Origin of the sequence: Hydrogenovibrio sp. 3SP14C1 (genome assembly GCF_029625905.1) — a bacterium.
GTDB lineage: Bacteria > Pseudomonadota > Gammaproteobacteria > Thiomicrospirales > Thiomicrospiraceae > Hydrogenovibrio.
This window is the reverse complement of the sequence record NZ_JARTLM010000002.1, coordinates 33228-57791: the sequence shown is the minus strand read 5'-3', so window position 1 is coordinate 57791 and position 24564 is coordinate 33228. Positions and strand designations below refer to the sequence as shown.

Here is a 24564-nt window from a genome sequence, read left to right as displayed (position 1 = left end):
ACCTAGCCACCCTAATTAAGTTGAGAACGATTGATTCGGTCAATAATTTGCACGGCAATATCATTGGCCATTTGTTGCTGAATTGAACGCAGTTCACGGTTAGACGCTAACGCCGCCGCATTATCAATACGCCGATCTCGATAAACTTGTACAACCGTTTTCAAGAGCTCTTTTTCTGTGGCGACTTCTTCAACCCGAATCGGCTGCATCATTTTAATTAATTCAGATGACGCATCCCCTTGGCCACTGATACTGGTTCGAGACACGGTATACCCCGTCGGTTGAAATGACAGCACAATTTCCGCCTCCGCCATATTGTTAACAATTTTGACATTAGACGCTTTAAGCTGTTGCTCTAACGAACGTAAAACATCCGCGCGAACCCCATCGGTATTGACCAGTTCAATCGACTTAAATGTGGCCACAGCATTTTTACCAACCCCTTTTAAGTGAAATCCACATGCGGTCAACGTTAAAACCAAGCCCAAAATCGCAAACACCCGAATTCTGACAAGCCAGGCCTGGCTAAATTGAGTCATGATTAAACGCTGAATCATCCTATTCCTCTCTTAAACCGAATTGATTACCCTTTCACGACGATATTAACCAAACGCCCAGGGACCACAATCTCTTTAACAATTTCTTTACCATCGATAAACTTAGCGGCCTGCTCGTTAGCTTTTGCCGCCGCTAAAATGGTCTCTTTATCCGCTTCAGCCGCCACTTCAATTTTGCCACGTAATTTACCATTAACCTGCACCATGATTTCAATTTCATCTTTAACAAGCGCAGCTTCGTCCACTTTCGGCCAAGCGACATTCAACACCAAACCATCGTTTCCTAACGCTTCCCAAAGTGCCTGCGATGCATGTGGAGTCATGGGTGACAACATCAAAACCAGCATTTCCAATGCTTCCTGCATCACCGCACGACCCGCCTCTGACTCATCCTTAAAGCGCGAAATGTCATTCAACAATTCCATGGTCGCCGCAATGGCAGTATTGAAATGCATTCGACGTCCCATATCATCGGTCACTTTCTGTAACGTGGTGTGTAATTTCAAACGAAGTGCTTTTTGTTCTTTGGTCAAACCCTCATTCGACGTACAGGCTGAGACTACGCCAGCTGCGACGTGTCCTTGCACTTGGCGCCAAACACGGTTTAAGAAGCGGTGCGACCCTTCTACCGCCGAATCTGACCATTCCAAGGTTTGCTCCGGCGGTGAGGCAAACATAATATACAAACGCAGAGTATCTGCGCCGTACTGGTCAATCAACGTCTGCGGATCAATCCCGTTATTTTTTGATTTAGACATTTTAATAATGCCACCATACTGTACTTCCGTGCCGTCTGATTTCAGCTGACCTTTAACAATGGTCCCTTTATCATCCGTGATCGGTTCCACATCCAAAGGCGAGTACCAAGTTTGCTTACCTTTTTCATCTTGTGTAAACCAGCTTCCTGCCAGCACCATACCTTGCGTAAGTAAGTTTTTAAACGGTTCATCTGAGGATACCAACCCTTCATCACGCATCAGTTTATGGAAAAAACGTGCGTACAATAGATGAAGAATGGCGTGCTCAATTCCGCCGATATATTGATCCACTGGCAACCAGTGATCTGCCGCTTTCTTATCCAACATCGCATTGTTTTCATGGCGCGAGGTATAACGCGCATGGTACCAAGACGATTCAAAGAAGGTATCAAACGTATCCGTTTCACGGTTAGCGGGACCACCACATTGAGGACACTCACATTTTTTGAAACTGTCCAGCTTCGCTAAAGGAGAACCAGCCCCATCCGGCACGACATCTTCCGGCAAACGCACCGGTAAATCTTTTTCCGGCACCGGAAGCGCACCACAGGCTGGGCAATAAATCACCGGAATTGGGCATCCCCAATAACGCTGACGAGAAATCCCCCAATCACGCAATCTGTAATTAGTCTGCTTTTCTCCTAAGCCTAATTCCCCTAAAACTTTGGCCATTTCATGCAAGGCTTGCTTTGACTTCAGGCCATCGAATTGTCCAGAGTTGACCAACACGCCTTTTTCAGTAAAGGCTGCTTTGGAAATATCCGCTTCTTCATCTGCTTTCGGTGCAATCACTGCTTTAATCGGCAAATCATACGCCTTGGCAAACTCATAATCGCGCTGGTCATGCGCGGGAACTGACATCACCGCACCGGTTCCATAACCCATCAAGACAAAGTTAGCCGCCCATACTGGCACTTCGTCACCGGTAATGGGATGTTTGACTCGAATACCGGTATCGACCCCTTTTTTCTCCATGGTTTCCATATCCGCTTCAGCGGTGGAAATATGAGAACACTCTTCAATGAAACGTTCCAAAGGTTCATTATTGAGCGATGCTTTCCGCGCCCAAGGATGATCAGCCGCCACTGCCACATAAGTCACTCCCATCAAGGTATCCGGACGGGTGGTGTAGACTTTTAGATTGCCATTTGATTCGTCCAACCCTGAAGCGATTGGGAATTCAATTTCCAAACCGGTTGATTTACCAATCCAGTTTTTCTGCATGGTTTTAACTTGTTCCGGCCAGCCCTGAAGCTGATCTAAATCTTTCAATAACTCTTCAGCATAATCGGTAATACGCAAGAACCACTGTGCGATTTCTTTACGTTCAACCGGCACACCTGAACGCCAGCCTTTGCCATCAATTACTTGCTCATTCGCCAGCACAGTCTGATCAACCGGATCCCAGTTCACCACCGACAACTTCCGATATACTAACCCTTTCTCCATCAAGCGGGTAAACAACCACTGCTCCCAGCGATAATACTCAGGGTGACACGTCGCCACTTCTCTCGTCCAGTCATACCCTAGACCGAGTCTTTTCAACTGGTTACGCATATAGTCGATATTTTGGTACGTCCACTTCGCCGGCGCGACTTGGTTGTCCATCGCAGCATTTTCAGCCGGTAAGCCGAAGGCATCCCATCCCATTGGTTGCAACACATTTTTGCCCTGCATACGCTGGAATCGTGACACCACATCCCCGATGGTATAGTTTCGCACATGCCCCATATGCAGCTTGCCACTTGGGTAAGGGAACATTGAAAGACAGTAAAACTTCTCTTTTGAGTCATCTTCTTTCGCTACAAAGACCTGCTGCTCATCCCAGACTTGTTGGATAGCCGCTTCAATGGATTGTGGTTGATAATCAGTTGTCGATTCAGGCATGGATTCTGTTGTCATGTATCGCTTTCTTTTTGGTATGATTAAAGATAAATTAAATGAAAACGATTATAACAAATTAGAGGATGTAAAAATGAGTGAAAATAAAATGTTGGCTGCCTACCGTCACATACTGGAAAAAGCAAAAGAGTCGCTCATTAAAGCAGACATGAAAAGCTGGGATTTACTCGGCAAAGCAGTACACAAAGTTGAAGAAAAGGAATCGGTTCTGGAAGAATTGAGTCGCGAAGAAGTGGCTCAAGTTCAAGAAGATGTCAAAGCGGATATTTTTCAACTGGCAGAGTACTTAGAAGAATTCAATGAAGGCGTGGAATCTTTTATTGAAATGGACTTACCGGTGGTTGAAAAATATTTGGAAGAAAAAGCGCTCAGCCTGTCGGATCCAACTGAATTGATGATTCTCAAGTTACGACTGACTGCAGCGATGAATTCAGAAAAATCTATTTAATTTCTTTTTAAAAAACAGCCAGGCCTGGCTGTTTTTGCCCTGTCTAGATAACCGCTTAAGATTTCGTTTTTTTAGCTTGCACCAAAGGCAACAACATTATTTTACGCGCTGCTAAAAAACTCATGATCACACTCAACAACAATAAAAACGGAATTTGTTTCCATTCCGCATAAGGCGTTGTCCCCGAATAGGGTTGAACTTCTCCTCTCAACACCCCTGTTTCATACGGGGGAATCTTTTGTTTGATTTGCCCTTGCGTATCGACAATCACGGTATAACCCGTATTAGTCGTTCGTGCAATTTCCCGCCCCAATTCAATCGCTCGCATTTGCACATCCTGAACCTGTTGTGCGGGTTCAAAGGTGTGCGCAAACCAAGCATCATTACTGACTGTCACCAAGTAACTTGATGCCTTGGCAGAGTCGGCCAACTCTTCTCCAAATGCCATTTCATAACACACCGAGACACCCACTAAATGTTCACCTAAGGCCAAAGGCTTTTGATCCAAAGAGCCATGCGAAAATTCCGAAAAAGGAATATCAAACATCAGGCTTAAGGTTTTTAAAATTTTGGAAAACGGAAAATATTCACTGAATGGCACCAAATGTTTTTTATGGTATACCTGTTCGGGATTTCGAGCATTGACCAAAGCATTGTAATACTCACCGGTTTGTCGGTTTCGGGTAATCACCCCCATTAGGACGTCGGTTTCTAATAACTGTGCGTCTTTAATAAAAGAACGCAATACACCTTTTTCAACCGTATCATAATAAGCTGGCACAGCCGTTTCCGGCCAAACAATTAAATCCGCATCCAAATTTTGCTTTGTCAAACCAACATAGGTTTTCAGTGTAGGAATAAATTGCGCTCGATCCCATTTTTGGTCTTGCTTAACATTTCCCTGCAGCAAAGCCACTTTCACTGGCTTGCCTGTCGGTTCAACCCACTGCACATTTTTTAAAGCGGCACCTGTCAACCAAAGCGAGGCTAATATAAAGCTCGCTCCAATCCATGCTCTGACTTCATATAACCACAACAAAATCCCAGCCGTCATTGCGACTGCCCAACTGACGCCTAATACGCCTAAAACAAGCGCATATCCATCCAGCCAGGTCAGTAAATGTGAGTTCCCAGTCATTAAAAAAGGAAAGCCGCCAAATAAACTTGCCCTCAACCATTCTGCAAACACCCACACGGTCGGCATAACCAATAACCAGCTAAAGCCTGGCTTATCCGCACTTTTCAATAAACCGACCAGCCAGCCGGCCAGCATGAAATACAGAGAAAGGAATAAAATAAAAATGAAAGTTGCTAGAATTGCGAGGCCTAAATTGACGTCCGCATAGATATACATACTCGAGATGAGCCAGCTGACGCCCACCCCAAAAAAACCAAGCCCAAACCAAAGCCCGAGTTGAGTGGTTTCTTTTTTAGATTCCGCTTTAAACCAAAGCCAGAAAAGGCCAGCCAAAGCAATCACGGCTAGAGGGGGAATCCCCACCGGTGCATGAGCAAACACCATAAGCGCACCCAAGCCAAACGCACTTAATAGGCGTTTACTGGGTTTAAAAAAAGAAAAAAATCGTTTCATAAGGTCAATTATGGCTAGCGAGAAACGTCCGATTCGGCGGCTTCTGCTGGTTGGTCTGTCTCATCGGCCACAGCCTCTGAATCTTGCGCCTCATTTTCTGAGTTCGCTTTTTCTTCGTCAAACACCGATTTTTCTTCTACCAAAAAGCTTTCCACGCGACGCTCATCAGCTTTTGAAACGGTGAGCCTTAATCCTTCAATTTCAAAGACTTCTTCCTCTTCTGGAATTTTGCCTAGTCGCTTGGCGACAATCCCGCCAATTGTTTCCAGCAATTCATCTTCAAACGTTGTATTAAAGAACTGATTGAATTCATCCAATGATGTAATCGCCTTTACAGCATAAGCACCGGAAATATGCTTTTGAATATTATCATCATCTTCGTCATGTTCATCTTCAATGTCACCAACAATTTGTTCCAAAACATCTTCGATAGTGACTAACCCGGCAACTTCACCATATTCATCGACCACTAAGGCCATATGATTACGACTGTTTTTAAACTCTCGAAGCAATACGTTTAGACGTTTACTCTCCGACACTAATACGGGCGTTCGATAAAGTTCTTCAAGCTGAGACTTATCGGTTAGCTGATGCTTCACAACAGCTCTTAAGACGTCTTTGGCCAATAGAATCCCAATGACTTCATCAGTATCCGCCGACAACACCGGATAACGTGAATGCGCCGCATCCAACATATTCTCCAAAATGACATCTAATTCATCTGCTTCATCCACACAAGACATTTGCACTTTTGGAATCATCACATCTCGAACACGCGCTTCCGACACATCCAAAACACCTTGGATCATTAACAGTGCATCTTTATCAATCAAGTCCTGTGCTTGGGCTTCTTGCAAAAATGAATCTAAATCTGCCCGGCTCTCCGGTTCATCTGAAAACAACTTAGAAAGTTTTTCAAACCAAGAAGAGCCGCTACTACTGTCACTCATGAATTTTTTTCACTCCGGTTTACTGCCTTAAATTAAGCCTATACTCTCTAGTTGTTATATGCGAATGACTTCGAATATTTCAATAGAAAAAATCATTGGAAATGAGAGAGTATAAAAGAAACACACTAATCAGTGCTTTAAATCAATTCGATTCGTAAGGGGAGTCATAGCCGAGATCAGCCAAAATCTCTGCCTCAAGCGCTTCCATTTCAATGGCCTCATCATCTTCCATATGATCCATCCCCTGCAGATGCAAACACCCATGAACAACCATATGAGCCCAATGAGCTTCAAGTGGTTTGTGTTGCGCTTTTGCTTCTTGCAACACCACGGCGGCGCAAATCACCAAGTCACCGATATAAGGCAACTCTTCACCTAAATCCACTAAAACCGGTGGATTTTCAAAAGGAAAAGACAAGACGTTCGTCGTCTTATCTTTTCCTCGATAATCCCGATTAAGTGTTTGGATTTCATCTTCATCAACGATACGAACCGTCAACTCCGTTTCACCATCCAAGCGATCATCCAATAAGGCGGCTTCTACCCACTTTAAACATTGTTCATAAGTTGGTAGTTCAGCTTCATCAATCTCTTCGACTGCTACTTGATAATCTAAGTGTATCATTTTGCCGCACTCCTTCTATCAAATTGATCATAAGCTTGAACAATCTTTTGTACCAGGTTATGACGAACTACATCTTGCGACTGATAAAAGGTAAACCCTATTCCCGGTACACCTTCCAACACTTCAATCACATGTCTTAACCCTGAGCGCTGATGATTCGGTAAATCACATTGCGTAATATCCCCCGTCACCACTGCTTTTGACCCAAAACCGATTCGAGTCAAAAACATTTTCATCTGTTCGGTGGTCGTGTTTTGCGCTTCATCTAAAATAATAAAGGATTCATTTAATGTACGACCTCGCATAAAAGCAAGCGGCGCAATTTCAATAATATGTTTTTCGATCAGTTTTTCAACTGTTTCAAAACCAAGCATTTCAAATAACGCATCAAATAGAGGGCGCAAATACGGATCTACCTTTTGATTTAGGTCTCCTGGTAAAAAGCCGAGCTTTTCGCCGGCTTCTACTGCTGGGCGGGTCAAAATAATGCGGCGAACTTGCTCTGACTCCAACGCCTCTACCGCTGTTGCAACCGCTAAATAGGTTTTACCGGTTCCGGCAGGCCCAATACCAAAACTGACATCATAATCTTTTACAGATTGAATGTAATTGGCTTGATTGGCGTTACGCGTTTTAATCGTTTTCTTTCGCGTCTTGATCAATAACTGATCTTCATCCATTGCTTTTGCTTCATCAAATCCCAACGACTGCAACGCAATATGAATTTTTGGTGGATCCAGTGGCTCTTTTTGTGCCATCTGATACAGGTCACGAATAAACTGTTCTGCTTGCACCAAGCGTTCTGCCAACCCTGTGACACTGAATTTAAACCCTAAATGGTTTATTTCAACCCCTAAGCGCAATTCAAGTTGCGACAAATGCTCACTGTGCCACCCGCAAAGGTTGGCCAGTGCATCATTATCTTCAGGAGTTAAATGAAATTGTATGGTGTGAAGCGTTGTCAATGAACAATAACCATATAAGAAACGAGCTTTATAATAAGCCCATCATAATGAAAAAAATTTAGAATTACAATGCATAAAACTGTCGTTGGTTAAACTGCTCTGCTTCCGGTGTGGCAACCAACTTCCCTTTTAAAGAATTGGTATAGGCTTCTTCAATGAATACATCCACAAACTGACCAATCAATTCCGGCTGTCCTTCAAAGTTCACCACTCGGTTGTTTTCCGTACGACCCGACACTTCATTGGTTGAATTACGAGACAACCTTTCAACTAAAACACGCTGTGTGGTCCCGACCATGCCTTCACTGATCGCTGCGGTTTGTTCATTCAACATTGCCTGTAACGCTTGCAGTCGACGCTTTTTCATATGCAATTCAACATCATCCGGCAAACTGGCGGCAGGGGTCCCTGGGCGGGGACTATAAATAAAACTGAAAGAACGGTCGTAATTCATTTCTTTTACCAAAGCGAGCGTCTCTTTAAAGTCATCACACGTCTCTCCTGGAAAACCAATAATAAAGTCACCAGACAGGCTTAAATCAGGACGAATTTTCTTAATCTTACGAATGGTCGCCTTATATTCAATCGCCATATGATTACGCTTCATCATCGCCAACACCCTATCAGAACCGGACTGAATCGGTAAATGTAAATGAGAAACCAATTCCGGCACTTCTGCATAGCAATCAATCAGACTTTGCGTCATTTCATTTGGATGCGACGTGGTAAAACGAATACGATCAATGCCTTCAACCGCTCTGACCGCATGAATCAAAACCGCCAAATCAGCCATTTCACCATCCGGCATTTCACCGCGATACGCGTTGACATTCTGCCCCAAAAGATTAACTTCTCGAACCCCTTGTTGAGCCAACGATTCAATTTCAGCCATCACATCCGAAAACGGTCGACTAAACTCTTCGCCACGGGTATAAGGCACCACGCAGAAAGTACAATACTTTGAACAGCCTTCCATCACAGAAACAAATGCAGACACACCGTTCGACTCAGGCTCGGCCAAATTATCGAACTTCTCAATCTCTGGAAATGAGATATCGATAATTGCCCGTTTTTTCAGCTTCTTATCCTGCTCGGTCGCTCCGCGTAAGGTCAAGGCTTCATCTATCATCGCCGGTAAGCGATGTAAGGTCTGCGGCCCGAAGATCACATCCACTAAAGGCGCGCGCTTACGAATCACATCCCCTTCCTGAGAGGCCACGCAGCCACCCACACCAATCACTCGATTCGGCTTGGCTGCTTTCCACTTTTTCCAGCGACCAAGTTCATCAAACACTTTTTCTTGAGCTTTTTCTCGCACAGAGCAGGTGTTCAAAAGCAGCATGTCCGCTTCTTCAGGTGTTTCCACCAGACTCAAGCCATAGGTTTTTTCTAACAACTTTGCCATACGATCTGAATCGTATTCATTCATCTGGCACCCGTAAGTTTTGATGAATAAACCGCCTGAAAACGGAGACGTGCGTGACTGTAATTCTGACATAACCCGACCTTAAAAGATAAAGACTTAATATTTGTACGACTTTAATAAAGCTATCTTATTGATTCTAATTAATAAAATTCAAATTTAGGGCGCGTATTCTACCACAAAGCCCGATAAAAACAGTAAAAACAAAAAAGCCCCGTTAATCGGGGCTTATCTCTCTAGCACCATCAACTTAAAGTCGATAACACAAATCATAAGTCGTGGAACCATCAATAGCATAGGACGTTTCACTATCATGCCCTTGAATTGCTCCTGAACTTGGAATGCCATCATCATATTGATTATCGATGATATTCGCGGCATCGCCCGGCATATTGGCAAAACAAATATTGTTACCCTGTGCATTAGTATAGGCATCAGGCGTCACTACAATATTCCCGCCAAACGCATGCGCTGGGGCAGTCGTATCCGCTGGATCGCCCGTCAAAAGGTTTGCTCGACGCAACATTTCATAAAAGCCTGTTTGTTCATCGGCTTCTATTACACCATTTGCATTCCCTGTATTTGTTGAAAGGAGGGCAATGGCAGACGCGTTATCATCCCCCGGCAATGCTTTATAACGCTGCTGATACGTCAGCACTGCCGATACAATACTTTGTGAGTCATTGTGAATATTTTTGATTTTAGCGCCATTGATCAATTCCTGTCCTTTCAGCACACCGCCCAATAAAAGGCCGATAATCACCAAGACAATTGCCATTTCAACCAACGTAAACCCTTTTTGACGAACTAATGACATTTTCATCTCCTCTCATCCATTAATTATCTATTTTATTATTTATAGCTTTAGTTTAAGCCAATTTGCAAAGAAACACAGAGTAAATTTTTCTTACCCTTAAAGTTATGCCAGAACCACATGGGAACAGAACTGTACAACAAATCGATTTTTTCCTTCTAGCGCTTCAAAATAAATAGCGCCGCCCATCGTGGACAACAACTCTCGTGCGATAAACAACCCTAATCCCATCCCCTCTTCAGAACTAGACCAAAAAGGTTCAAACAACCGCTCACTTTGAATAGCCTCACGTGTCTTTTGATGCGTCATCGAAAACACAACTTGTCCATCGCCCATAACCTCAATCAAAACAGGGCTTCCATCACCATGGCTCTGAAAATTCTCCAGCACATTTTTAATGACCTGTTCAAATAAGGCATAAGACATGGAACAACTAAACAGACCTTTCAACTGATACTCAATCCCTATCCCTTGTGCAATTCGTGCAATTTCACTGGCAAACTCAATGGGTTCAACACTTTGGAAAGAACCGCTGGAAATCGTCATCTGTTTGATGGTTTTTTCAGCACGCTCTGTCACAACAGGCAGTACTTTTTTGAGGTGGTTAACCAAAGAATTTTTCTCGTCTTCTGAGCTAGCCTCTCGCACTTGGTCCGCTAACAATTGAATAAACTGGGCTAGATTTTTGATATCGTGTTGTACCAATAGCTGATATTTTTCTAATCGCTTTTGTGACAAGAAAAACTGGGTATTTTTATTACTGACATCCAACACTAATAAGGATTTAAATGTTTGAAAGATCAACTGAGCGAAAAACTTTTTTTCCCCTCTTAAGCGCGGTGCCGACAAAGACAACTGAAAATCCATCCCCCCTTCAGCAATACTGACAGGGTAAGCCACTTGGGCATCAGCGCCTTTTTCAATGGTTTTTATTTCACCAAACCAGATGATTTGCCCTGTCATTCCTCTAAAACCAGCGGCGTTTAAAATTGGCCAGGCCTGGTCAACAAAATCCAAGGCATCTTGCCTTACGACTTTATTCACGTCATATAACTTCAGAATCAATTTTCTTAAACGTCGGCTTTGAGTGTGTAGATACAAGACCACTAGAATCAAAGTAACCCCAACCAACAGAGCACCAGAAGCGAGCTCTTCTCCCCATTCAGAAATCATCAAGAGCGCTCAATGCCATATTTATTAATAAGGTAATACACGTTTTCACGCTTCAATCCCAGTCGGCGTGCCACTTCATGAATATTAAATTCTGTATCGCTTAACACCTGCTTCAATATTTTCAATTCAGCCGCATTTCGAGCCGCTTTCACTCCATTCCCCATCTCAAGATCCAGTTCAACCTTTTGAACCCCTTCTTGCTCTTTTAGTTTTTGTGATTGTTTTAAAAATAACAAAGCACGATCAATCGACCGTTTTAAGACATCGTATTCCACAGGCTTGGTCAAAAAATCAAACGCGCCATACTTAATAGATAAGTAAGAGGTTTCGTCAGCAGACTGCCCCGTTAACACAATTATTTTAGTATTCAACATTTGATCAGACACCCATTCCAGCAACCTTAATCCTTCTGTCGCGGCATGCTCATTAGGTGGCATCCCCATATCTAATATCATTACATCAACCACTTGTTCCTTTAACAAAGCAATTGCATCAACCGTGGAATTGGCTTCATAGACTGTATAACCAGATCCTTTGAGGGAAAAAGATAACATCGCTCTCAAACTTTGATCATCATCGACCAATAATACCGATGCCATCTAACCTCCTTATAAATTCAATGACGATCCGTCACTGAATTGAACCACTTCAAAACTGTTCAAACGACTTTCATAGCCACTATCATGCCACTCCTGCTCAAGCATATCGACATAAAGCGTATCATCACCTGAACCACCATATAGGTTGGCATTAATCATCCCATCTATTTTTAAAGAATCATTACCCGGTCCCATATCAACAGAATTATTTACATTTCCTTGTATATAGACAAAGTCATCCCCACCTTCTGCTTTTAAAGTTTTAGAGCCATTCAAATCCCCATTAATAGTCAAGTTATCATCATCCTGCCCTAATGAAATAGCGCCTTGTGCGTTGCCCAAAATCCACACAATATCATTACCCGTCCCGGTATCTAATGCGTCGTTTTGATTGCCTCCAATTTGCAATGTATTATCCCCATTTTTAAGGTTTAACTTGGCATTCAAATCGCCTGTAATTTCTAATGAATCATCACCATTCGTGGCTAAAAAGTCACCGCTATCATTAAAATTGCCAGAAATAGTGGTATCAAAAGTTCCGGAGGGCAACACAGGAACATCTCCTGAACCAGGTGGTGTTCCACCACCTAATGAAGAGTCAAACAACGCATTCGGGTGCGTTTTCAAAAAGTGCGATTTAATTTCATAACCAGACAATCCCGAAATTTCATCGTCAAAAAAACCACTCACCGCGGGCATTTCAGCAAAACTTCCCTGCCAAAATAAAGCATCTCCATCACAATTCTCAACTTCAGGATTGCCGCGTTCGTTGCAATTGATTCCACCTCGTTTATTTGCGGCAACCAATATGACAGAAAGACTTTCATAAGCCATTTGAGCGCTATTATTACAAAGCGAAGCTTCCTCTGAACAGACATTGTAGTTACCCAGCCCCGCATTCCCGGCAACAGGTGGCGTGGTTAATTGAAAAACAGGCAGCACGCCTGCTGAAGCAGAACCCGCTGAGCAAACCGCATTACAAAAATAGCTAGCTGAATGCCCCGCATCCTGCATACTTTCGATAACAGTCGCTTCTTCATTAACAACATAGCGCACCAAATTCGAAAAACCATCCCGAACATCGGCTAGACGCAACCCAATATCCCGATAAGGAACCGTTCCTTCTTTTCCAGTGCAGGCGCCATTAACAGCGCGATCTTCTACTCCATCCCTGTCAATATCAGGACAAGGCAAATAACTGTTAACACCATTAAACGACAACAAAGCCAGCTTTATTTGTGATAGAAACTGACGACTATCAACATATCTCACCTGCTCATTTTGAGATTTTAATGTCACAATAGAACCGATTATTAATAACGAAACAATCACCAACACCAAAGCCATTTCAATGAGTGTAAACCCTAGCTTATATTGTTTTTTAATCACTGGTAAATCCTCTTACTTCAAGCAAGGCTTGTTTAGCATCATACATATTTAGCCAGATTAAATAATCATCCATCACATCCGATCGATTAATTTGAAACACACCCGATTGATCGCCATCACAGTTTTCTCGCTCTTCCGTACCGGAAGCAGTTGCTGACTGACAGTTTTGCCAAGTTTGTAACCCATTTTTACCAAACGATACCACCATGGCCACAATTCCATTGTCGATTTCTTCCTGTTTTTCATCAATGACTTTCATGTTTTTTAAAGAATCAGCCTCATCCACCCCGTTTGGAGGCGTCTCCACTATAAAATATGGCGAAAAATCACCAGGCCTGGGATCTTCCGAAAAACGACAATTCCCTACACACGCACCATCAGTCTTTGCGGAAGAACAATGACAATAAAAAATATGACTCGTATCGCAAATACCAGATTGGCTCGGTAGCGTTCGTGCCCCAGCTTGCCCAAAAACACTCGCTGACTGACAGAGATCATTAATATATTTTTTATTCTCCGAGCGTGCATTAACACGGTAATAAAATGGGTTATGCCAAACATCCTCTCTTGGCACACCCAAATCTCTAGAAGGTAACTGCCCCTCTCGGTCTCTACAAACCAGAACACCGCCTGATTCTTTTCTATTTTCCTTTCCATCTTGGTCCGTATCCGGACAAGGGAGGTGCTTATTCACCTTTAAATACGTCAGCATCGCCTGTTTAATTTCCAGCATCTGCCTCTCAGCGACTTTGCTATTCTCCACCTCATGAAAAACACCAAAAAAACTCAGCCCACTCCCTAGAATCAAACCAATCAACAAAAGGGCAAACGCCATTTCTATTAAAGTGAACCCTCCATGAGTAACAAGTGTTCGATTCATTGTTCACATGCTCCTGTTAACCCACGCCAGTTACCACCAGAAGGATTCTGAATAGAATCATAGTCATTAAACCAGTAAGCGGCATTCTCATCGACTTGATTTAACTCTCCAATCTGACTGCAAACCCGATTCAAGGCAACCGCGCGCCATTCCGAAAACGTAATACCAACCACTAAGTCATTAACACCTATATTTGCCTGCCCTTGACTAAAGAAATGCCGATTACCATCCGCATTGCCATCAAGGCGATTCCCTTCATCATCAAAACGCCTATCTAAATAATCTGCAATGCGATCAACTGCTGAACCACCTTGAGACCGATCTTGTTCAAACCCATCGCTGAACACTTGCGGCGTATTAGGAAAAATAATCAGCGCAACATACCCTTCGACACCATTTAAGGTCAGCCAAGGCAATGAACCCGCTGGCAATGCATTAGGCGGGGGTGCATCCGGTGCAGTAGACGGCGCTAACACGGTATTCAACGGTGCATAGCGCCCTGTTGAACCGTTGTTATATAAATTATTACCATTCACAAACCGTTCATCCACCACATAGTAAAACTGCTGGGGCTCAAGTGCACCGAAAAAGAAATTACGTGTTTTAAACCCAATGGGTAAAAAACCATAAACAAACCCCGTGGTTTCGTCAGAAGGATCACGTGGATTTCCACAACTGGTTTCTGCCCCTAACACCCAACCATCACCATCTAAATCCCGACAGGGTAGATACCCAGGCCCAGGAATCTTACTAGCTTCTTTATAAGTTCGACTATTGGAGATTAAATCACTTTGATACAGCTCTGGTTGAAAAACCGCATATTTCAGTAGCTGTTGCTTAACTTCATTTAACTGACTCATGCGGGTTAAATAATGATCGGATTGGTGTCGTAGAGAAGCATTGTCACTATAAAGACTAAAGAAAGCCGCTGCACCAACCGCCATAACGACGACAAGTAACATCATAATAAACCCTGATTGTGGCTGACTGTGACAAGAATGCATAAGATTCATAGCTTTTTATTTCTTTTTAATTAGTTTAAAACAAAAAGCAGAAGAACATAAACAAAAAAAGCGGGCAAATGCCCGCTAAATCTAACTAACTATAAGGAGGAAAATAAATTACATAATATCGAATGTTGAAGTCACACCAAATACTAAATAGTTTTGAATGTCACTTTTACCTGCTGCATCTTCAGCTTGGCTACCCATATACGTGATAGAACCATCAAGTCCTTTAGTCAATTCTTTTGAATAAGACAATTCAACATAAGTGTTTACTGCACCACTTTTAGTTGATCCGGTTGATGTATCCCAGTCGTTATACCCTAAAGTCGCAGAGATCGGACCGATATCACCACTAACATTAGCATTGTAATAGTTTGTTGTAGAATGCCCTTTTGCATCTGGTTTATCATAAACACCTGGGTTAAAGGCAATGGTTACACCACCAAAACCAGCTGACAGATTCAACTCGTTATACATTTGGTCAAAACCGTTTGTATAAAAATACCCTGCATAACCAACACCTAAATCAACACCACCAGCAGTACCTGCCCAACCGCCATAAAGATCATACTCTAAACCGTGTTGACTTTTAGCACCACCAGTATCAACGTTAGATAACCAAGTCCCGACATAAACACCAGAGTCTGATTCATAATCAATCCCACCTTGACCTGCTGCACCCGTTTGATACACACCACGGAACACATAAGTGGAGACCGCGCCCATGTTTCCAGTCACGCCCGCTTGCGTAGTTGCAGGTGCAACAGATAAAGCAGCAGAAGAAGCGATGGCCATAGAAACTAATAACGATTTAACAGAAAATGTTTTTTTCATTTTTATACTCCAAGTTTAACGAATAATGACTTAATAAAATCAACTACTTTAAAGAAAGTAGCGTACCAACAAAAGAATTAAACTTTAAAAACAACAGCTTAACTCAAAAACCTATCAATAAACCAAACATTAGATCAATATTGCTTTATATTTCTGTCATATTTTGCACCAGAATATTATTTTTGCACCATCTCAATCATTTCGTAAGCATTACCATAACTTCACTCCCTGAGCCTGTTGCTCAAGCACCCACTCCTGAAAAGCCGGTGGACCGTAAGCCAAGGTTAATGGATTTTTTTCAAGCTCTGTCGAATCAGGGTCTTGCATTTGATAAATTAAAGGGCGCATGGTTTGTTCTGCATGCTGCATCAACCATTGCAATGTCTTTTCAGGAATTTCTCGCCCCACTGGAACCGCTAAGTCCACCACCAATCCTTGCCACTTCAAAATATGATCAATGACTAAGGCACCACATTCATCAGGTCGAAAATCTTCAGGCAAAAAACTCCCAGGCCTGACCCAGGCACATTCAAATTCGCGACACGGGCTGACCGGACGATTTTCATAATCATCACACCCTTTTCCCGTGCTATGCGGGCAAGGATGACCAGGATAGGCTTCACAGCCTTTAACAGTTATTTGCACCCAACCATCACAACAAGCAGTACAAGGCTGACACTTTCTTTTAGACATGAACTACATCCTTCTTAACACTTCTGACTACTGATAAAAATACACAAGACTATCTTATCCATTTTTATCGATAGTAGGAACAAAAAAGCCCCGCATAAGCAGGGCTTTCAAATTTAACTTAATGACTTGCTAACGCAAGCAATTAAATTAGAACTTGTGGATTAAACCAACAGAGATAACATCTGTAGATTTACCATTCGCAATAGTAGTAGAGTTAAAGTTAGCACCTTGACGGTTATACTTATCTACTGTTAAGTACTCAGCATAAGTTGTGGTTTTCTTACCAAGCTTGTAATCAACACCAACGGCCATTGACGTAGAGTCTTTAGACTGTACTGTCTTATCATAATCAATGGTTGCAAACTTAACTTTAGGCATTAGGTTACCCATTTTGTAACCAATATTTGCTGAAATAGTAGAAGCTTTTGTGAAAGCAACTGAAGAACCAGGAGTTCTCTTAAGATCAGCATTGTTATAAGAAACGTTTGCTAGTAAACCTGCAACAACATACTGTGCTGTTACACGTGTTTCACTACCATCTACACCAGTTTTCTTATCAAAAGTATTATAAGCTGCTGCTAAATAAAGACCTTTCTTCTTAGAACCGTAAGCCGCTGCAAAAGACATAACATTCGTAAGTGAACTATCTTTGTTTGTAGTTCCCGCAGTAGCATTATCTTGAGCTTCAGTTACACCTGCTGCAATCAGCTTAACACCACCAAAAGAAGGTGAAACATACGCTAATACGTTGTTTGCACGTACTTCACCAGAGCGGTTCAGATAACCAATACCACCGTTGAAACGACGGTCATCACCGTAATGAGAATCGTTAAATAGATCTTTTGACTGGATCATTTTCATTGGTGTGTCATGACGACCCATCAATACTGTCCCGAAACCACCCGCTAGACCAGCGTACTGGTTACGGTTACCAATTGCAGAACCATCAGCCATACCAACACTGAATTCAACTTTATAAACTGCTTTTAGACCGTTCCCTAAATCAGAAGACCCTTTAACACCTAAACGTGAAGCACGAGAGTTTACCTGGATACCATTTTCTGATACAGACTCTAATGCTTGGTTAAGTTTACCATATACAGTAGGAGCGTCAGCCATTGCTACTGGCGCGGCGATAGCAGATGCAACTGCTAGAGCGATAATATTCTTTTTCATGTAATAGTTCCCTATTAATAGTTAGTTTTAAAAACTTGCTCACTGATAACGTGAACTTGTTGGCAACTATATTGAGTTTTACTAGGGTGTGCAACCTTTTTTCAAAAAAAAACAACAAAAATTACATGTGTTGTTTTTTTACCACACAATAAGAGTGATTACTTATTAGAATTTTCTTGCCTTTTCCCATGAACAAGGGGCCGGAAAGTAGTTTATTAATAGCTTAATCACAATTGATTTACATCAATTTTTTCATGGCAAAAATTATGCCTTATAAACTTTCCATTTTTTCATAAAAAAATCAGCAGCATTTTAATACCCAAGCATAATAATCAACTCATTAAAGAGTCGCAAAACCACCTAAGTAAAAACCCTCACCTTTAATTATAGGTGGCTTCAGCCAAACACCTCTTCTCTACTATCAAATTTTTGAATGGAATACTTAAAAATAATTCATGAAATTGGCTTTTTTTAAGCTTGATTTAAAATGCTGTTTGCACTATATTTTGTTAAGGATTTTGATTGCTTAACTACATATAGTATATAAACACAAAAACAAGCACACTATGTTAATCGAACTTATTGAAGTCCTACTAGACGATACTCACTTAAACAACTGAAATAAATAAAGATTGCAAATTATGTCTACTGAAACCATGAATGTTGCCAAACGCAACGGCGAAACAGAGCCGCTCGATTTAGAAAAAATTCACCGCGTCATTACCTGGGCTGCAGAGGGCCTGGAAAATGTTTCCGTATCGGAAGTTGAACTGAGATCTCACATCCAATTTTACGACGGCATGAAAACATCGGATATCCATGAGACCATCATTAAATCAGCAGCGGACTTAATTTCAGAAAATGCACCGGATTATCAACATCTGGCTGCTCGGCTTGCTATTTTCCACTTACGCAAGAAAGCGTTCGACCGCTTTACTCCTCCTACCTTATTTGAACACGTCAATAAAATGGTAAGCAATCGCCTGTATGACGCTCAAATCCAGGACGACTACACCAAAGCAGAGTTTGATGAACTGGACAGCTACATCCAGCATGACCGCGACATGAATTTCAGCTATGCTGCTGTCAAACAGCTTGAAGGGAAATACCTGGTTCAAAACCGCGTTACCGGAAAGATTTATGAAAGCCCGCAGTTCATCTATATGCTGATCCCTATGAGTTTATTTGCACATTATCCAAACGAGGCTGAGCCAGGCAAAACCAGATTGGATTACGTAAAACGCTTTTATGATGCCGCATCTAACTTTAAATTATCATTACCGACACCGATCATGTCTGGCGTGCGTACGCCAACGCGCCAATTCAGTTCCTGCGTATTAATCGAATGCGGAGACTCTTTAGATTCAATTAACGCAACCTCCTCCTCTATTGTGAAGTATGTTTCGCAAAGAGCGGGTATCGGTGTCAATGTTGGACAAATCCGAGCTCTTGGTAGTGAAATCCGAGGTGGCGAAGCCTATCACACCGGTATGATTCCATTTATAAAACACTTCCAAACAGCAGTTAAGTCATGCTCTCAAGGCGGTGTCAGAGGGGGTGCGGCAACCCTGTTCTATCCTATTTGGCATTTAGAAGTCGAGTCATTAATTGTCCTCAAAAACAACCGTGGCGTAGAAGAAAACCGAGCTCGCCATCTAGATTATGGGGTACAAGTCAATAAATTGATGTATCAGCGTATGATTGAAGGCGGTAACATTACTTTGTTCAGCCCGTCTGATGTGCCGGGACTCTATGATGCTTTCTTTGAAGATCAAGAAGAGTTTGAACGTCTCTATAAAATCTATGAAGCCGATGACACGATTCGCAAAAAAAGTATGAAAGCCGTTGACCTGTTTACTCAGGTTGCTCAAGAACGTGCTCAAACGGGTCGAATTTATATTCAGAATGTAGATCATTCCAATACGCACAGTTCCTTTGATCCTAAAAAAGCGCCGATTCACCAATCAAATCTATGCTTGGAAATCACACTTCCGACTCACCCTTTAAACTCGTCGGACGACCCAGACGGTGAAATTGCCTTGTGTACCTTATCGGCATTCAACTTAGGGGCAATCGAAAACTTAGATGAGCTAGAAGATTTGTCAGACCTTATTGTTCGCGCTTTAGATAGTTTATTGGACTATCAGGATTACCCAGTAGAAGCCGCACGCAAAGCAAGTATGGGACGACGTACTCTAGGGGTTGGGGTGACTAACTTAGCTTATTATTTAGCAAAAAATCACGTGAAATACTCAGATGGTTCAGCCAACAGCATTGTGCACAAAGCATTTGAAGCAATTCAATATTACTTATTAACTGCTTCTTTAAACCTGGCTAAAGAATATGGCAAGTGTGATTTCTTTGACGACACTAAATATGCTCAAGGCATTCTACCAATTGACACTTATAAGAAAGAACTGGATGAATTTTGTAGTGAACCGCTACATTATGACTGGGAAACGCTTAGAAGTGAAATACAGCAACATGGTTTAAGAAACTCTACCATGACCGCTTTAATGCCTTGTGAAACCTCTTCACAAATCACCAACTCAACCAACGGTATTGAACCACCGCGCGGTTATGTTTCTGTTAAAGCATCTAAAGACGGAATCTTGAAACAAGTTGTACCCGGTTTTAAAGAATATCGTGACCAATATGAGTTACTGTGGCAAATCCCTGACAACAAAGGGTATCTACAACTTGTCGGTATCATGCAGAAGTTTGTGGATCAGGCAATCTCAGCCAACACGAACTACGATCCTGTTAAATTTGAAGATGGACGTGTTCCGATCAAACTGGTGTTACAAGACTTACTTTATGCGTATAAAGTAGGTTTAAAAACCCTTTATTATCACAACACCCGTGATGGTGCGGATGATTCACATGAAGATGATGGATGTGCAGGGGGTGCTTGTAAGCTTTAGACCTAACTAGCTCCAATAATTTAAAAAAATAAAGGCGCCTATGGCGCTTTTTTTATGTCTGGTAACCCTATCAGATCAGTAATATTTTCAGCAGATATAAAAAAACCCGCAAAAGCGGGTTTTTTTGGACTCGAAAACGAGAAGTAAATCTTAACGTTTTGAGAACTGTGGACGACGACGTGCTTTACGTAGACCAACTTTCTTACGCTCAACCTGACGTGCATCACGAGTCAATAACCCACGCTGACGTAAAGTAGAACGGTTGTCTTCATTGAATACAACTAATGCACGTGAAATACCATGACGAACCGCACCGGCTTGACCAGTAGTCCCACCACCTGTCACAGTGATTGTTACATCAAACTTTTCAACGTTTTCTGTCGCTTCTAAAGGTTGATTAATCACCATCAAGTCTGTTTCACGAGCAAAGTACTCAGTCACGTCTCGACCATTTACTGTCATTTTCCCAGAACCTGCACGTAAAAATACGCGAGCTACTGAGTTTTTACGACGACCTGTTCCGTAATATTGTTCTGTTGCCATTATCAAATCCCTCTTACAAGTCTAGTTCTTTAGGTTGTTGTGCAGTATGAGGATGCTCAGCACCTTCATACACTTTCAGTTTTTTCAACATTGCACGGCCTAGAGGACCACGAGGCAACATTCCCTTAATGGCAAACTCAACTGGACGAGTCGGCTTGCTACCAACAAGCGTTTCAAAGTTTGTTGATTTTAAGTTACCAACATACCCTGTTACGTGATGGTACATTTTGTTTTTACGCTTATTACCTGTTAAGGCAATTTTCTCAGCATTGATCACCACAATATAATCACCACAATCAACATGCGGAGTATATTCTGGCTTGTGCTTACCACGTAAACGTGCTGCAATTTCTGCAGCCATACGACCTAAAGTTTTACCTTCAGCGTCAACAATATACCAGTCACGTTTTACTTCAGCTGGTTTTGCAACAAATGTTTTCATAACTTTGTCCTAAAAATAAATAACTAATCCATTACAACTATTTGATTAAATCAAATAATCAACTTACTGTTTAACGGGCAATAAGGAGGGGTAAGGATTAAAGGATGGGATTTTAGAGACTTTCTCTATAAAGTCAAGCGTTTACCCAATATTAATACGATAAAAGATAAAATATCCAATCAGTGCATTTTTTTAATCAAATCACATTGCACCTTAAGTCATTCATAACCTTCGTTTAATCTCTTAAAACCCCAGTTTTTCTGATTCTTTTTGTAAAAAAGCAATCAGTTTCTTTTCAAGCTGTCGAAACTCAGCAACCACCCATCGCCCTTTTGAAGTGAGCTGAGTTCCCCCGCCGGATTTACCACCATGTTCTTTCAGTACCAAAGGCTCGTCGAACATCTGGTTCATTTCATCAATCAACTTCCAGGCTTTTTTATAAGACATTTGCATCTCTTTCGCCGCCTGGTTAATAGATCCTCGCTCATGAATCTTTTCCAGTAAAGTTATTCGTCCGATGCCCGCGTAAGCACCCGACTTTCCGGTCAACCAAAAACGAGCGCGAATATTTTGCGCATACCCTTCTCCAGGAAGTTTCGGTTGCGTGAGCTTTTCAGAAGAAGACATAAAGAAAATTACCTATGTTTAGTTGATTTTTATATGAATTAGAATAACAATGATTTTGTAATATCAAACTAAATTACGCTTATTATAACGTTAACATCATCAACTAACTAACCTTAGGGGGTATGAAATGAATGTTGGAACTGTAGATCGCTGGTTAAGAATCGTCGTAGGGGCATTACTTATTGTCTTAGCTGCGACAAATATTTTGGGCGTTTGGGCTTATATTGGGATTATCCCATTAGCAACCGGACTTATTAGATGGTGTCCTATTTACAGCTTGCTGGGAATTCAAACTTGCACACTCCCTGAACAAGTTAAAAAATAATTTTCAGACATAAAAAAGCCAGACATTGTCTGGCTTTTTTGTTTCCAGCTTATTCTTTAAGGCTTATTTTAAACCATGAAATGCTTTAAATTTTGCCATTGTTTTAACAGGTCGTTTTTTCTTGTTTTCTTCATTTAAAACATAAATAACGGTTTCTCCGTGAGGACCAGATGCAATATCGCTGAATCGTAAGTTGTCGGCTCCAGTTTTGACATACTTATCAAAGTCTTCCCAATCAGAGAATACATAAAAACGGTTTTCTTCTTGTTTAAAGACTTCACCGTAAAAATCATCAGACGCTTTTAACTTTCCAGACATCATTTCTTCAGCAGGATTAGTTGTTTTCTTTTTATCTTTTTTCGTTAAACCGTAAACAACTGTTTCACCGTTAGGGCCCGCTCCAATGAACGTACGACGATAAGCGGTTTCACCGTGTTCTAAAAACTTTTTATATAGTTCACCATCGTAAAAAATATTCATTCTGCCATCGTAAAAAGCAATATACAGGTCATTATTAACCGCTTGCGTAGCTTCGCTTTGTGTTGATTTACTGTCAGATTTATTTTCAGGGATCATTGAACAAGCCGATAAAACACCGACCGCCATCATTACAACGAATAGTTTCTTCATGATTTAACTCTCTCAGGTTTAAAAAAATTACTCGGTTATTCTAAAAGCCACACATAACAGCCATGTGAATGAAAAATGACAAAAAAATGAAACCGGTGTAATTTTATTCAAAAAAACTAAATGGCCTTATAAAAAAAACAGTTTTGATTAGGGAGGTGACCTTAAATAAGTCTATAATATTAAGAAATATAAAAATAGAAGACAGCACTCCACAAAAAATTTAGGTTATCCATGAAGTCATCGAAATTAATTCAATCTGCTTGTCGATACAATTTCACCACAGAAGAAGCGCATGCATTAGCAGAACAAACGTTAGAAAAACTAAAACATCATGATGTTAGTGCTAACCCGATTCACTTCACACTTTTCTTTGAACTCTTAACATCCATTAACCCCAATATCGCAGAACAGGTTGAGCACGCGCTGCAATTTAATACCTATAACGATGATTCTGCTCGCGTGATGTTTAACGCTCTTTGGAGTGAAATCATCAGCCACAGTTTACATTCTGAAGAGTTTTCAGAAATTGTGAATAATTTAATTCTTTATGTCGATAACTGGATTAAAGCCGCGCAAAGTAAGTCAGATAAAATTAACGCTGAAGTAGAACAGGTTTCACAGCTAAGCACCGCACAAGAGATGATGGACCGACTGAAATCAAATGTATTGCCTGCGATAAAATCTTATCAATCTGAAACGGATGCGCTGCAAGAACAAATTCATGAATCCAGCACTGAAATTATACGGCTCAAAAAAGAACTGGATAAAGCGACTGCCATTGCCAAAACAGACGAGCTGACAAACATCCCTAATCGCCGTGGCTTTCATGAAATCATTGAAAACATGATGGCAGAAGCCAATAAAAACCAAAGTAGTTTTGCACTGTTACTTTTAGATATCGACTTTTTTAAAAAGGTCAATGACACCTATGGGCATTTAGTCGGTGACAGCATCTTAAGATATCTCGCTAAAAGCCTGCATAATGAAACCAAAGGGAAAGATTCGATTGCACGTATTGGTGGCGAAGAGTTTGTTGCCATCCTGCCCAACACCAGTTATGACTCAGCGATAAAACTGGCGAATACCATTCGTGAAAAAATCGCCGCGCGTCCATTACATGTGAAAAATAATACAAACCCCATCACCCTCACTGTTTCTATTGGTGTTGCTATGTACCAACTTAATGAAACATTAGACTCACTCTTTACGCGCGCCGATAAATGTCTTTATATGGCTAAATCAAAAGGTCGCAACCGGGTACATGGCGAAGCTAGCTTATAATCTTCACT

The 24564-nt window shown here is 41.6% G+C and carries 24 protein-coding genes; 4 read left to right on the top strand and 20 right to left on the bottom strand.

Annotation, left to right across the window (positions count from 1 at the left end; genetic code table 11):
* Positions 1-11 precede the first annotated feature (11 nt).
* Complete coding sequence (locus tag P8629_RS01720) at positions 12-557, bottom strand: LPS-assembly lipoprotein LptE (RefSeq protein WP_278163875.1); 546 nt, start codon at positions 555-557, stop codon at positions 12-14.
* 26 nt (positions 558-583) lie between these two features.
* Positions 584-3217 (bottom strand): leucine--tRNA ligase, encoded by a 2634-nt coding sequence (gene leuS / locus P8629_RS01715; protein ID WP_278163873.1) that lies wholly within the window; start codon positions 3215-3217, stop codon positions 584-586.
* 73 nt (positions 3218-3290) lie between these two features.
* Between leuS and P8629_RS01710 the strand changes: the two genes are divergently transcribed.
* Positions 3291-3665, top strand: coding sequence for a zinc ribbon-containing protein (locus P8629_RS01710; RefSeq protein ID WP_278163871.1), 375 nt, complete (start codon positions 3291-3293; stop codon positions 3663-3665).
* A gap of 55 nt (positions 3666-3720) precedes the next feature.
* On the opposite strand, the gene lnt is transcribed toward P8629_RS01710, so the two are convergent.
* The 14 genes from lnt to P8629_RS01640 all read right to left on the bottom strand — a co-directional run bounded on the left by lnt (position 3721) and on the right by P8629_RS01640 (position 17784).
* Positions 3721-5187, bottom strand: coding sequence for an apolipoprotein N-acyltransferase (gene lnt, locus P8629_RS01705; RefSeq protein ID WP_278163870.1), 1467 nt, complete (start codon positions 5185-5187; stop codon positions 3721-3723).
* 83 nt (positions 5188-5270) lie between these two features.
* Positions 5271-6206 carry an HlyC/CorC family transporter gene (locus tag P8629_RS01700; RefSeq protein WP_278163868.1) on the bottom strand — a complete coding sequence of 312 codons (936 nt, stop codon included), beginning with the start codon at positions 6204-6206 and terminating at the stop codon, positions 5271-5273.
* Between the two features lie 142 nt (positions 6207-6348).
* The gene (gene ybeY / locus P8629_RS01695) at positions 6349-6831 is read right to left on the bottom strand and encodes an rRNA maturation RNase YbeY (RefSeq protein WP_278163867.1); all 483 of its coding nucleotides are present in this window, start codon (positions 6829-6831) and stop codon (positions 6349-6351) included.
* The gene (locus P8629_RS01690; RefSeq protein WP_278163866.1) at positions 6828-7796 is read right to left on the bottom strand and encodes a PhoH family protein; all 969 of its coding nucleotides are present in this window, start codon (positions 7794-7796) and stop codon (positions 6828-6830) included. Before P8629_RS01690 ends, ybeY begins: the two co-directional genes overlap by 4 nt.
* A 64-nt stretch (positions 7797-7860) precedes the next feature.
* A complete protein-coding gene (miaB, locus tag P8629_RS01685) occupies positions 7861-9294 on the bottom strand; it encodes a tRNA (N6-isopentenyl adenosine(37)-C2)-methylthiotransferase MiaB (protein WP_278163864.1) in 1434 nt (477 codons plus the stop codon).
* 175 nt (positions 9295-9469) lie between these two features.
* Positions 9470-10036 (bottom strand): prepilin-type N-terminal cleavage/methylation domain-containing protein, encoded by a 567-nt coding sequence (locus P8629_RS01680; RefSeq protein ID WP_278163862.1) that lies wholly within the window; start codon positions 10034-10036, stop codon positions 9470-9472.
* A 102-nt stretch (positions 10037-10138) separates the two neighbouring features.
* Positions 10139-11206 carry a sensor histidine kinase gene (locus P8629_RS01675; RefSeq protein WP_278163861.1) on the bottom strand — a complete coding sequence of 356 codons (1068 nt, stop codon included), beginning with the start codon at positions 11204-11206 and terminating at the stop codon, positions 10139-10141.
* On the bottom strand, positions 11206-11805 hold the full coding sequence (locus P8629_RS01670) for a response regulator (RefSeq protein WP_278163860.1): 600 nt from the start codon (positions 11803-11805) through the stop codon (positions 11206-11208). Before P8629_RS01670 ends, P8629_RS01675 begins: the two co-directional genes overlap by 1 nt.
* 9 nt (positions 11806-11814) lie before the next feature.
* Positions 11815-13194, bottom strand: coding sequence for a type II secretion system protein (locus P8629_RS01665; protein ID WP_278163858.1), 1380 nt, complete (start codon positions 13192-13194; stop codon positions 11815-11817).
* Complete coding sequence (locus P8629_RS01660; RefSeq protein WP_278163856.1) at positions 13187-14074, bottom strand: prepilin-type N-terminal cleavage/methylation domain-containing protein; 888 nt, start codon at positions 14072-14074, stop codon at positions 13187-13189. The genes P8629_RS01665 and P8629_RS01660 overlap by 8 nt, the downstream gene beginning before the upstream one ends.
* Positions 14071-15087, bottom strand: a complete 1017-nt coding sequence (locus P8629_RS01655) for a hypothetical protein (RefSeq protein ID WP_278163854.1) — start codon at positions 15085-15087, stop codon at positions 14071-14073. The genes P8629_RS01660 and P8629_RS01655 overlap by 4 nt, the downstream gene beginning before the upstream one ends.
* Before the next feature lie 108 nt (positions 15088-15195).
* Positions 15196-15915 (bottom strand): TorF family putative porin, encoded by a 720-nt coding sequence (locus P8629_RS01650; RefSeq protein WP_278163852.1) that lies wholly within the window; start codon positions 15913-15915, stop codon positions 15196-15198.
* Between the two features lie 210 nt (positions 15916-16125).
* Positions 16126-16608 carry a hypothetical protein gene (locus tag P8629_RS01645; protein ID WP_278163850.1) on the bottom strand — a complete coding sequence of 161 codons (483 nt, stop codon included), beginning with the start codon at positions 16606-16608 and terminating at the stop codon, positions 16126-16128.
* 147 nt (positions 16609-16755) lie between these two features.
* Positions 16756-17784, bottom strand: coding sequence for a porin (locus tag P8629_RS01640; protein ID WP_278163848.1), 1029 nt, complete (start codon positions 17782-17784; stop codon positions 16756-16758).
* Between the two features lie 641 nt (positions 17785-18425).
* Here P8629_RS01640 and nrdA point away from each other — a divergent pair.
* Positions 18426-20708 carry a class 1a ribonucleoside-diphosphate reductase subunit alpha gene (gene nrdA, locus P8629_RS01635; RefSeq protein ID WP_278163846.1) on the top strand — a complete coding sequence of 761 codons (2283 nt, stop codon included), beginning with the start codon at positions 18426-18428 and terminating at the stop codon, positions 20706-20708.
* Between the two features lie 150 nt (positions 20709-20858).
* Here nrdA and rpsI read toward each other — a convergent pair whose 3' ends face one another.
* The 3 genes from rpsI to P8629_RS01620 all read right to left on the bottom strand — a co-directional run bounded on the left by rpsI (position 20859) and on the right by P8629_RS01620 (position 22320).
* Complete coding sequence (gene rpsI, locus P8629_RS01630; RefSeq protein ID WP_278163845.1) at positions 20859-21251, bottom strand: 30S ribosomal protein S9; 393 nt, start codon at positions 21249-21251, stop codon at positions 20859-20861.
* A gap of 13 nt (positions 21252-21264) precedes the next feature.
* Entirely contained in the window at positions 21265-21693 is a 429-nt protein-coding gene (gene rplM, locus P8629_RS01625) for a 50S ribosomal protein L13 (protein WP_278163843.1), read from the bottom strand.
* Positions 21694-21936: 243 nt separating this feature from the next.
* On the bottom strand, positions 21937-22320 hold the full coding sequence (locus P8629_RS01620) for a winged helix-turn-helix domain-containing protein (protein WP_278163841.1): 384 nt from the start codon (positions 22318-22320) through the stop codon (positions 21937-21939).
* Between the two features lie 127 nt (positions 22321-22447).
* On the opposite strand from P8629_RS01620, the gene P8629_RS01615 reads away from it, so the two are divergent.
* A complete protein-coding gene (locus P8629_RS01615) occupies positions 22448-22645 on the top strand; it encodes a YgaP family membrane protein (RefSeq protein ID WP_278163839.1) in 198 nt (65 codons plus the stop codon).
* 63 nt (positions 22646-22708) lie between these two features.
* Here the strand turns inward: P8629_RS01615 and P8629_RS01610 are convergent, their stop codons facing one another.
* A complete protein-coding gene (locus P8629_RS01610; RefSeq protein WP_278163838.1) occupies positions 22709-23221 on the bottom strand; it encodes a hypothetical protein in 513 nt (170 codons plus the stop codon).
* A gap of 285 nt (positions 23222-23506) precedes the next feature.
* Here P8629_RS01610 and P8629_RS01605 point away from each other — a divergent pair, with 285 nt between their 5' ends.
* On the top strand, positions 23507-24556 hold the full coding sequence (locus P8629_RS01605; protein ID WP_278163837.1) for a GGDEF domain-containing protein: 1050 nt from the start codon (positions 23507-23509) through the stop codon (positions 24554-24556).
* Positions 24557-24564 lie beyond the last annotated feature (8 nt).

Coding starts and splice junctions, on each gene's coding strand:
- P8629_RS01720 (WP_278163875.1), bottom strand. CDS start 557: ATGATTCAGCGTTTAATCATGACTCAATTTAGCCAGGCCTGGCTTGTC.
- leuS (WP_278163873.1), bottom strand. CDS start 3,217: ATGACAACAGAATCCATGCCTGAATCGACAACTGATTATCAACCACAA.
- P8629_RS01710 (WP_278163871.1), top strand. CDS start 3,291: ATGAGTGAAAATAAAATGTTGGCTGCCTACCGTCACATACTGGAAAAA.
- lnt (WP_278163870.1), bottom strand. CDS start 5,187: ATGGTGTTTGCTCATGCACCGGTGGGGATTCCCCCTCTAGCCGTGATT.
- P8629_RS01700 (WP_278163868.1), bottom strand. CDS start 6,206: ATGAGTGACAGTAGTAGCGGCTCTTCTTGGTTTGAAAAACTTTCTAAG.
- ybeY (WP_278163867.1), bottom strand. CDS start 6,831: ATGATACACTTAGATTATCAAGTAGCAGTCGAAGAGATTGATGAAGCT.
- miaB (WP_278163864.1), bottom strand. CDS start 9,294: ATGTCAGAATTACAGTCACGCACGTCTCCGTTTTCAGGCGGTTTATTC.
- P8629_RS01680 (WP_278163862.1), bottom strand. CDS start 10,036: ATGTCATTAGTTCGTCAAAAAGGGTTTACGTTGGTTGAAATGGCAATT.
- P8629_RS01675 (WP_278163861.1), bottom strand. CDS start 11,206: ATGATTTCTGAATGGGGAGAAGAGCTCGCTTCTGGTGCTCTGTTGGTT.
- P8629_RS01670 (WP_278163860.1), bottom strand. CDS start 11,805: ATGGCATCGGTATTATTGGTCGATGATGATCAAAGTTTGAGAGCGATG.
- P8629_RS01660 (WP_278163856.1), bottom strand. CDS start 14,074: ATGAATCGAACACTTGTTACTCATGGAGGGTTCACTTTAATAGAAATG.
- P8629_RS01655 (WP_278163854.1), bottom strand. CDS start 15,087: ATGAATCTTATGCATTCTTGTCACAGTCAGCCACAATCAGGGTTTATT.
- P8629_RS01650 (WP_278163852.1), bottom strand. CDS start 15,915: ATGAAAAAAACATTTTCTGTTAAATCGTTATTAGTTTCTATGGCCATC.
- P8629_RS01645 (WP_278163850.1), bottom strand. CDS start 16,608: ATGTCTAAAAGAAAGTGTCAGCCTTGTACTGCTTGTTGTGATGGTTGG.
- P8629_RS01640 (WP_278163848.1), bottom strand. CDS start 17,784: ATGAAAAAGAATATTATCGCTCTAGCAGTTGCATCTGCTATCGCCGCG.
- nrdA (WP_278163846.1), top strand. CDS start 18,426: ATGTCTACTGAAACCATGAATGTTGCCAAACGCAACGGCGAAACAGAG.
- rpsI (WP_278163845.1), bottom strand. CDS start 21,251: ATGGCAACAGAACAATATTACGGAACAGGTCGTCGTAAAAACTCAGTA.
- rplM (WP_278163843.1), bottom strand. CDS start 21,693: ATGAAAACATTTGTTGCAAAACCAGCTGAAGTAAAACGTGACTGGTAT.
- P8629_RS01620 (WP_278163841.1), bottom strand. CDS start 22,320: ATGTCTTCTTCTGAAAAGCTCACGCAACCGAAACTTCCTGGAGAAGGG.
- P8629_RS01615 (WP_278163839.1), top strand. CDS start 22,448: ATGAATGTTGGAACTGTAGATCGCTGGTTAAGAATCGTCGTAGGGGCA.
- P8629_RS01610 (WP_278163838.1), bottom strand. CDS start 23,221: ATGATCCCTGAAAATAAATCTGACAGTAAATCAACACAAAGCGAAGCT.
- P8629_RS01605 (WP_278163837.1), top strand. CDS start 23,507: ATGAAGTCATCGAAATTAATTCAATCTGCTTGTCGATACAATTTCACC.